This window comes from Cupriavidus sp. 05T313 (assembly GCF_056396665.1).
Genome location: NZ_JBFTLX010000276.1, coordinates 1 through 8857, shown reverse-complemented (window position 1 = coordinate 8857; position 8857 = coordinate 1). Strand labels below are relative to the sequence as shown.

Genomic DNA, 8857 nt, shown 5'->3' with positions numbered 1-8857 from the left:
TGGTGACTGAAGTCTAGAAGGCAGGCATTTTCACGTCAAAATTATGCGACCAAAATTTTCAAAAAACGTACTAAATATATGATTTATAAGAATAAATATTGTACTATCTAAGCGAACGAAATTGGTTTAAGTAATTCATGAGGCGCTTGATAAAAAGCAACTTTCAGGTCGCTTTGGATTTAAGCGCATCTGCGTCCTCCGCAGAGTGCTCGTGTCGTCTTGGATAGCGGGCTGTGTCTGATTTGACGATGAATCGTCCGAGCCCTTAGTGACTATGGGCCAGGAGCGGCAGTGGGCTCCCGCCAGGTGCGTCGCTTGCGGCCGAGATTGCGCGGATCCACCGCCCTGTCAGGGCGACGGTCAGGGCGGCGGTCGCTGCGGCAGGCGCAATGCACGCATCCCACGATGCGTGTTGCCAGAAGAGCGAGCACTGGTTCGAGTCAAACCTTGGGCTTAGCTCGCACTAACTGGAGCGCTAACGCTCCAGAGTATTTCGAAGAGGCTCATCTGAAAAGCAAAGAACTCCGGGCTTTGGATCGACAGTGCATAGTGCTCGGCACGTGAGGAAATGATGGACACTTTGTCGTCGAATAGATAAGTTGTCACACCCATTTCAAAGTCCTCCGGTGCGCACCGAAGTTCTCGCCGGTCCTTTTTTGACGATCGCCATAAATCCCGAGAATCGCCCGGCCCAGTACGAATGACGCGCATATTGATCCCTGCCTTCGCGCGACGGGCTATAAGATCATTGATGAAGTCAAAGCCTGGGGTACGGAACAGCTCGCTGTTAGACATGATCGCGCTGACTTCTTTCGATTGACATTCCAGCGTTTCACTCATGACAGTCTTGATGCCCTCCAATCCCGAGAAAAATCGGACTTTCGGTTTTCCTCCAGAGGAATTGTGAATGGAGCGGAGTTGAGGGAGAACTTCCTGAATGATTTGACGCTGAGATTCGATCTTGCGTAACAGCATGATCGGATCCTGTGGAATTACATAAGAGCGTGCGCCTTTCTGGATCGTCGATACGAAGCCCGACGCTACGAGCCTGTCCAGCACTTCGTAGGCATTAGTTCGCCCGATACCTGCTTTTTGTGCGATTGCAGCAACAGTTGCTTCGCCCAGTTCCAGTGAGGCGAGGTAAAAGTCGGCCTTGTGGCCATCAATGCCCGCCGCTTGCAGCATTTCAACCATGTTCATGGATCGGGTCCTCTTCTAGTCGATGCTCCAGATTTGAGGCGAATGGCACACCTGGCCCGCACGGGGTGCGGCGCCGACCCCAAGAGGGACTACTGCCATTACCGGATCGCAAGCTAGACAAAATGTTCACGTACCGTGGAAAGGGGCCCTCTACCAGCCGTATTTTAGCTCCACCCCAACGTAGTCTGAATTGCGTCCGCCGATATTACGAATCGAGTCGCCCACCTGGAAATGCACGGCTTCGACCGCACCTGTCAGGTGCGCGGTAATGGCCCAGTCAGCACGCAGTTGCAGATAGGCGCCTGTCCATTTGCTGCCTCTTCCGGCCGTACCGGGCACAGGAACATTGGGCTGTTGGTACACGGCGTCCGCTGTCGTCTGACGCCACTGGAATCCGACTGCCCCCAGGATTGTCAGGTTACTCTTCGGTTTGACCTTGATCGATGGCTTGACGTGAAGGATGTTTGCATAGCCCGTATAGCCGGCAAGCGTGAAGTAGTAGCCATTGGGGAACAGGGGATTGAACGTGCCCAGACTTCCGTCTCCTGGATGCTTGTCACCCGACGCCCCATCGACCTGCAGCGCCAGGCGCGGTGACCATGGCATGTCAAGCGTGTAGCCGACGATGGAGCCCACGGCCCACGCATTGATGGATTTGTTTCCGACATGACCGGACTGGTACATCGTCTCGACATCCCAATCGATGCGGCTGGCCTTTCCAGAGTAGCGGAGATCGAAAACATTGCGGTGCTCACCGCCCGCCGCATCCAGATAATTGGCGCTGGAGCGGTTATAGGCGGAGTAGTAGCCGGACAGGTCGCCGGGTCCGACATCCTTGCGTTCGAAACGCGCGCCACTAAAGGTCAGGCGACGGTTGGAGACATCGTCGAATACCTCCGCATCGCGATACTGAACGGGCTGCGTCAGGTAGCCGATAAATCGCCACTTTCCGTATTCGTAGTCTGCCCAGACCGCATCGTAAGCCTGCCGTACATTCGGACCATCGCGCACGGAAATGAACCGCTGCAGATCGAACGCCATTTCCTGGCGCCCGACGCGAAACTTGAATGTGCCGGGACCCAACGGGCTGACCCATGCCACGAAGGCCTGCTCCAGGTCCACCGGATTCTTGTCTACGGGCGTGACCGCATCTTTGCCAAACGGCCTCGCATCCTCGATCTGGGCAAAAACCTGCAAATACGGGCCAATACGCGCATCGGCGCTGATCTGCGCGCGTTGGATGACATAGGTGTCGTTGCGTGCCGTACCGAGTCCGAAGAGCGGCGCATTGTTGACCTCCATGCGCTCCCGCAAGTTCGCGCCCAGCGACAGATAGGATTTGGGATCCCCGCCAAGCGGGATGTACTTCAAGCCGTCGAGCGGCTCTCGTGGCACGCATGGATCCGCAAGCGCCGACCAATCTTCCTGCCARCGATTGAAAAGTACCTCAGGGCGCCTGGCGGAACAAGCAGGCACACTCTCTATGCTCGCTTCTTCGGCTTGCTCCGCATACGCATTTCCAGCGAATGCTAGCGTCAGAACAACACAACTCATGACCAGGCACGAGAGAGTATTCATTTCGTAGAGGGGGCGGAACAATGCGCGAGTCATGGCGCTCACTCCTGTGACACTTTTGGATGCGCGCCAAGTGTTGGTCGCCGCAGGTAGTACTCGTTGCGAAGCTAGCGGCCGGCTGGGCTTGCCGTCCGACTTTGCTGGCTGCCACCATCCATGCGGGTCAGAGGAGCGGTCACGCCTTGTTGCCGTCTTGACGCATTGAACGTCAGCCACAAGAGCGCGAGGAAGGGCAATAGTAGTGCCCAGAAGCCCACATTGGCGTAACCTATTGCGCCGCCCACAGCTCCGCATGCGAACGACGAGACCGCGGGGGCAGTTCTTTCCAGGCGTTCGCGCGAGGTGGCTTTCGTGTCGGATGAACTCGCTGGCGACAGCAGTTCGAACAGGTCCAGCACTATCTGCGTCATGTGTTCCGCCTTGACGGTGTTGGGCACATGCCCCTGCCGCGAGATCAAACGGTCGCGTGCGTTTTGTACTCCCATCGCCGCCGCACCGAGCATCCCGCAAAGGATGACCAGTATGTCGTCGGGGTGAACGATGGGAGCAGCGGCAATGCCGGCGGCGCAAAAGGCAAGCATCAGCGCAGCCTGCATTGCGTAGACACGCCATGCCGCGTTTTGCGATGCCACGGCTTCGGTACTCGCAACCAGACTCGTGATAACCACGCCGGCCAGGAAGGCGGGAATGGCCATCAGCTTCATCAGCACGAAGTCCTTGCCCATGGCGTGGGCGGTGAGCAGCCCGAAAAGTGCCACGACACTAAGGGTGTCGACGTAGCCAGCTATGCACGCGAGCAGGGTGTCATCACGTCTCATCATTCACCTTCCGTAATACGTCGTCCGTCACCGGACCGTTGCATGGATTTCTGCGATGTATCCGCCTGGGAACTGAACCAGCGCAGACTCGCGCTGGTCCGACGTAAACGGCTGCACCAGCACCGTTGCTCCCGCGCCTTTCGCCTTCGCCAGTGTGGCGGCGAGATCCTTGACTTCATAGCCGGTCATTTCATGGCCGAAGGGGTACGGCAAATGCCCGTTGGTCACCAGTATCGTCATCTTGCCGAAGCCGGAGTCGAGTCTCACACGCCTATACGTGCCTGTCGGATTGCCGATCTCAACGCCGGCCGCATGCGGATCATCAGACACGACTTTGCCGCGGGAGAAGGCAACAAAGTCACGAATCAACGCATCGGCGCGCTCGGGTGACACATAGACGCGATTCTCCGGGACGGTTTCGAGGGCGTCATACTTGGGTGCCTGGGTGTGCCAGTAGAGTTGCATGTTGACGCCGCCAGGCCACGTAATGATGGCATCGCGGCCGATAGGATCCGGGAACGTCGCAACCTTGACGTCCGCACCGTGCTCCCGGGCGGACCTGACGGCTGCGTCCATGTCTTCTACAAGATAGCCGGTTCGCTCGCTTCCGAAGGGATACGGGACGGGCGTCTTGAAGCCGAACACGGACACCGTGCCAACCGGGGTAAAGACGAGCTGCGACATCGTCTGACTGGGCGTCGGCGTAACCTGGAATACGCCCTGTTGTGACTTGTGGCCCCCAAAGGTTGCCACGAAGCTGTCCGTAAACTTGTCGAAATCTTCCGGCGCCACGTAGACGTGGGTCGTGTCGTACTGGGGGCCAACAGCGAGCGGTGGCGCGCTGGCGGACGCTGCGGACGCAACAGACGGCACAAGAGCAGACACAGCCAGGCCCGCGACGAGTGCCGCCGTGACAACGGCAGAACGAAGATTCAGGTTCATTGATGAAATTCCTTCCAGTTTTGATTGCGGGCGGAATTGCCGGTGAGGGGCGCCGCTCCAGCGAGGATGGTCGCCATGAGCAGCGCCGCGATGAGGCCGAGGTGCTCGAAGAATCCATTCAACGCCATAAGCCTCGCGTTTCCTGCCAGATTCCAGAAGTCATTGGCCACGAGCATGGCGACCAACGTCAGCACGCCCAGCCCACCGGCGCCCAACCACAGCCATCGATTGAAGATTACGCAGACTGAGCCGCCAAGTTCGACAATGATGGTTGCCACCGCCCACAACCCCCCCGGGTGCAATCCGAAGTGTTCCATCTCGAGCACGGCGGCGTGGAAGCCGAACAGCTTGGTCAGACCGCCTATGACGTAGGCGGAGACAAGCATGGCACGGGCCGCAGGCGGCAGCCATGGCTGCGTGAGCAGGGTGGCAACCCAAGGCGGATTGACTTGCGCGCGATATTCCATGTCACACCGCCCAGCAGGCACAGCCCAGCGCACCCCAGAACGAGCGCAGGTCGGATGTCGGCGCATTGCTCGCCCAGGCGCGGGCATGGTCGTGCCCATGGACCGCACAGGTTTTTGCACAAGCGCAGGACGCCGCGGCCACCTGCTGCAATGCGCGTTCGCGCTTGCCGTCCGAGTCCTTCCAGGCGCCGAAGCCACCGAATTTGCGGACGGGCGACCAGTCAGGCATCGCCGGCGGTGGCGCATTGCGGTCAAGATGCTGGAAATCGCCTGCCCCGTAGACAACGCGGCCGCCAACGATCGTCAGGTCCGACGTCGTGTTCACAATCTCGTCTTCAGAACAGGTGAAGAAGTCGCGGTCCGGAACGATCAGGTCGGCCAATTGACCGGCCATGACCTGACCCTTGGCGCCTTCCTCGTTCGAGAACCACGCCACCTTCTCTGTCCACATGCGCAGCGCGGTATCACGGTCAAGGAGATTCCGATGCGGATACAGGCGCAGGCCTCCGACGGTCTTGCCTGTCACCAGCCAGGCTAGAGACACCCAGGGGTTGTATGACGCCACGCGCGTCGCGTCGGTCCCGGCCGACGTTCGCACGCCTTTCTCCAGCATTCGCGCAACCGGCGGCGTCGCCTCGGCAGCCTTGGCGCCATATCGTTCGACGAAGTATTCACCTTGGTACGCCATGCGATGCTGCACCGCGATACCGCCGCCGAGGGCGGCGATACGGTCCATTGATCGCTCCGAGATGGTCTCGGCATGATCGAAGAACCAGTTCAGTCCGCTCAGGGGAATGTCGCGATTCACTTTTTCAAACACATCCAGCGCTCTGCTGATGGTTTCATCGTAGGTGGCATGCATGCGCCATGGCCAGCGATTCTCGGCGAGCACGCGTACGACGTCTTCCAGATCCGCTTCCATCTGCGGCGGCATGTCCGGCCGCGGTACGCGAAAGTCTTCGAAATCGGCCGCTGAGTACACCAGCATTTCGCCGGCACCGTTATGACGGAAATACTCGTCGCCTTGCTTGTACTTCGACGATCTGGTCCAGTTCAGGAAGTCATCTTTTTCCGCTTTCGGCTTCTGCGTGAACAGGTTGTAGGCCAGACGAATCGTCATTTGCCCCTCGTCTGCAAGCTTGCGGATGACTTCGTAGTCTTCGGGGTAGTTCTGCGATCCGCCGCCCGCATCGATGACGCTCGTCACGCCCAGCCTGTTCAGCTCGCGCATGAAATGACGGGTGGAATTGAGCTGGTAGTCGAATGGCAGTTTTGGGCCCTTGGCCAGCGTGGCGTAGAGGACCGTCGCGTTTGGCTTGGCAAGAAGAAGGCCAGTTGGGTTGCCGTCGCCGTCTCGCATGATCTGCCCGCCCGGCGTCTCGGGCGTGTCCTTCGTGTAGCCCACGGCCCGCAGGGCGGCGCCATTCAGCAACGCGCGGTCGTAAAGATGAAGGATGAATACAGGCGTATCGGGCGCGACGGCATTGAGTTCGTCGATGGTGGGAAGTCTCCTTTCGACGAACTGATTCTCCGTGAAGCCACCTACCACCCGAACCCATTGGGGTGGCGGCGTAATGGCAACCTGGCGCTTCAGCATGTTCATCGCATCGGCAAGCGAGCGCACGCCGTCCCACCGCAGTTCCATGTTGAAGTTCAGGCCACCGCGCACGACGTGCGTATGGTTGTCGATCAGTCCTGGCAAGGCGGACCGTCCCTTAAGGTCGATCACGTTCGTTGCCGGTCCTGCCAGAGACAGGATCTCGGCGTCGCCGCCAATCGCTGAAAATCGTCCCTCGTGGATGGCAACGGCAGTTGCGACTGGCTTCGCCTTGTCAAGCGTGGTAATCCGGCCGTTGTGCAGGATCAGGTCGGGGGCTTTGGCGGAGGCAATCATGAGCGGGTCTCCTCGTTCTTTGCAGACTTGCGCACAGCCGTAGTGCCGGAGACGCCGTACTGCAATGTGCCGGACGCTGCGGTTGCGTCATTTGATGCGCGCTTCACTGTCGAGTGGACGGCGCCACGGAAATATTGCTGACTGATCGGTATGAACTGCTCTCCGGCAAGAATGCCGARCAGCCCGACCAGTGCAACGAGCGGTGGCGCGGGCGACCGCACGCCGATCAGGTAGTAGCTGACGCCGACCAGAACGCCGGCACCTAATGAGAACAGATAGATCTTCATCGGCACATCTCTCCTGCTGCTGCTGGGCACGTCCGGCCACACTATTACGCTGCATCGGGCCGGACGCGGGCCACCAAATGAGACGGAGGGCCGCCGATTACTTTGCCGGAACCGGAGGCACGATCTCATGAGAGCCGACCGCTCGCTGTGGCGCTTTGTGCACCATGGTGTAAGCGTAGTCGACACCCATCCCGTATGCGCCGGAGTGTTCCCTGACCACACTCATGAGGGCGTCATACGTATCGCGACGCGCCCAGTCGCGCTGCCATTCGAGCACCACCTGTTGCCACGTCACGGGTACGACGCCGGCCTGGATCATGCGCTGCATGCCGAAGTCATGTCCTTCCTTCGTAATGCCGCCTGAGGCGTCGGCCACCATATAGATTTCGTACCCGGCATCGGCCATGGCGCTGAGTGCGAAGGTGTTGTTGCAAACCTCCGTCCACAAGCCCGAGACCACGATCTTCTTGCGACCGTTCGCCGCCAGCGCGTCACGAACCTTCTGGTCGTCCCACGAATTCATTGAAGTGCGCTCGAGCAGGGGCTGGCCGGGGAAAACGTCGAGCAGCTCCGGGTAGGTGAATCCCGAGAAGCTTTGCGTTTCCACGGTCGTGATGGTGGTCGGGATGTTGAAGATCTTCGCTGCCTTGGCGAGGCCGACGACGTTGTTCTTCAGCACCTGCCGGTCCATGGACTGGACACCGAATGCCATCTGCGGCTGGTGGTCAATGAAAATCAACTGGCTGTTTTGAGGGGTCAGTACTTCAAGCTTGGGATTGGTCATGATGGGATCCTGTCAGGGTGTAACGGTTAGGCTTGCTTCAGCGCGTCGATGGCGTCCAGCACGTGCGTGCTGTACGTAATGGCGGCGCCGGCGTTCAGGTTGATGGCGACGCCGAGCGCTTCTGCGATCTCTTCGTCGGACACGCCGAGCTTGACGGCCTCGGCTGCATGGAAGGCGATGCAACCATCGCAGCGCGTGGTGACTGCGACGGCCAGCGCGATGAGTTCACGCGTCTTCGCGCCGAGTTGCTCGGTTTTGGCACCCGCACCAGCGATAAGCCCAAAACCGCGAATGGTGTCCGGCGTGCGCGTGGACAGTTCTTTGAGGCGAGAACTGATGTCCTGAATTTCCTGTTTCCACTCAAGCATGAGATAGCTCCGTGAGATGACTTCGAAAGGGATGTATGTGGCCTGGTCCAGCAGTTCGCATCGGCGAGTGCAAAGCGCGCGAGGGTTGCGTCGAGCTACTGGTTACGTTCAACGCTGGATGCAAAACGAGATCACGAGGTCAATCCTAGGAGTCGGACGATTGACTGTCAAAGCAGCACGCATTAACTACCTTAAAAATATCTTAACTGCATGATTTATAACGATAAAATATGTACTATGGTGGCGAACGAAACGGCCGGAAGTGCGTTCAGAGGCTTCAGGGGAAGAGCGATGCACGCAAGCAGATCCCGCGACGACTGATACGGCCACGAAGGCGTAAGAATTGTTGAGCCTGGAGGGTTACAATTTGCACCGAACCGGCCCCTATTTCGACCACGATGCGCGCGCTCGAAATGCCTGGCCGGTTGTCGCGCGCGAACAACCGCGCGGTGGAGTTCCAGCGAACGCGCGATCACCGAACTCTGGGGAAGCGGGCAGCAGGCATCGAGCGAATCCATGAGT

General features: G+C 59.0%; 9 protein-coding genes. All 9 read right to left on the bottom strand.

The window, feature by feature from the left end; genetic code table 11:
- Nucleotides 1-453: 453 nt before the first annotated feature.
- Complete coding sequence (locus AC1DKD_RS35435; RefSeq protein ID WP_441629711.1) at nt 454-1200, bottom strand: TrmB family transcriptional regulator; 747 nt, start codon at nt 1198-1200, stop codon at nt 454-456.
- Between the two features lie 150 nt (nt 1201-1350).
- Nucleotides 1351-2778: an alginate export family protein gene (locus tag AC1DKD_RS35430; protein WP_477144324.1), complete on the bottom strand. Its 1428-nt coding sequence runs from the start codon at nt 2776-2778 to the stop codon at nt 1351-1353.
- 104 nt (nt 2779-2882) lie between these two features.
- Nucleotides 2883-3596, bottom strand: coding sequence for a YoaK family protein (locus AC1DKD_RS35425; protein ID WP_441629713.1), 714 nt, complete (start codon nt 3594-3596; stop codon nt 2883-2885).
- Nucleotides 3597-3620: 24 nt separating this feature from the next.
- Nucleotides 3621-4535 carry a glyoxalase gene (locus AC1DKD_RS35420; RefSeq protein WP_441629714.1) on the bottom strand — a complete coding sequence of 305 codons (915 nt, stop codon included), beginning with the start codon at nt 4533-4535 and terminating at the stop codon, nt 3621-3623.
- Nucleotides 4532-5002: a DoxX family protein gene (locus AC1DKD_RS35415; RefSeq protein ID WP_441629715.1), complete on the bottom strand. Its 471-nt coding sequence runs from the start codon at nt 5000-5002 to the stop codon at nt 4532-4534. Before AC1DKD_RS35415 ends, AC1DKD_RS35420 begins: the two co-directional genes overlap by 4 nt.
- Before the next feature lies 1 nt (nt 5003).
- A complete protein-coding gene (locus tag AC1DKD_RS35410; protein WP_441629716.1) occupies nt 5004-6896 on the bottom strand; it encodes an amidohydrolase in 1893 nt (630 codons plus the stop codon).
- Entirely contained in the window at nt 6893-7183 is a 291-nt protein-coding gene (locus AC1DKD_RS35405; RefSeq protein WP_477144323.1) for a DUF1427 family protein, read from the bottom strand. Before AC1DKD_RS35405 ends, AC1DKD_RS35410 begins: the two co-directional genes overlap by 4 nt.
- Before the next feature lie 97 nt (nt 7184-7280).
- The gene (locus tag AC1DKD_RS35400; RefSeq protein WP_441629718.1) at nt 7281-7967 is read right to left on the bottom strand and encodes a hydrolase; all 687 of its coding nucleotides are present in this window, start codon (nt 7965-7967) and stop codon (nt 7281-7283) included.
- 26 nt (nt 7968-7993) lie between these two features.
- Entirely contained in the window at nt 7994-8335 is a 342-nt protein-coding gene (locus AC1DKD_RS35395) for a carboxymuconolactone decarboxylase family protein (protein ID WP_006159602.1), read from the bottom strand.
- Between the last annotated feature and the right edge of the window lie 522 nt (nt 8336-8857).

What these genes read in the sequence shown, in the direction of transcription:
- AC1DKD_RS35415 (WP_441629715.1), bottom strand. Translation starts at nt 5,002, where the DNA reads ATGGAATATCGCGCGCAAGTCAATCCGCCTTGGGTTGCCACCCTGCTC.
- AC1DKD_RS35395 (WP_006159602.1), bottom strand. Translation starts at nt 8,335, where the DNA reads ATGCTTGAGTGGAAACAGGAAATTCAGGACATCAGTTCTCGCCTCAAA.
- AC1DKD_RS35400 (WP_441629718.1), bottom strand. Translation starts at nt 7,967, where the DNA reads ATGACCAATCCCAAGCTTGAAGTACTGACCCCTCAAAACAGCCAGTTG.
- AC1DKD_RS35425 (WP_441629713.1), bottom strand. Translation starts at nt 3,596, where the DNA reads ATGATGAGACGTGATGACACCCTGCTCGCGTGCATAGCTGGCTACGTC.
- AC1DKD_RS35435 (WP_441629711.1), bottom strand. Translation starts at nt 1,200, where the DNA reads ATGAACATGGTTGAAATGCTGCAAGCGGCGGGCATTGATGGCCACAAG.
- AC1DKD_RS35410 (WP_441629716.1), bottom strand. Translation starts at nt 6,896, where the DNA reads ATGATTGCCTCCGCCAAAGCCCCCGACCTGATCCTGCACAACGGCCGG.
- AC1DKD_RS35420 (WP_441629714.1), bottom strand. Translation starts at nt 4,535, where the DNA reads ATGAACCTGAATCTTCGTTCTGCCGTTGTCACGGCGGCACTCGTCGCG.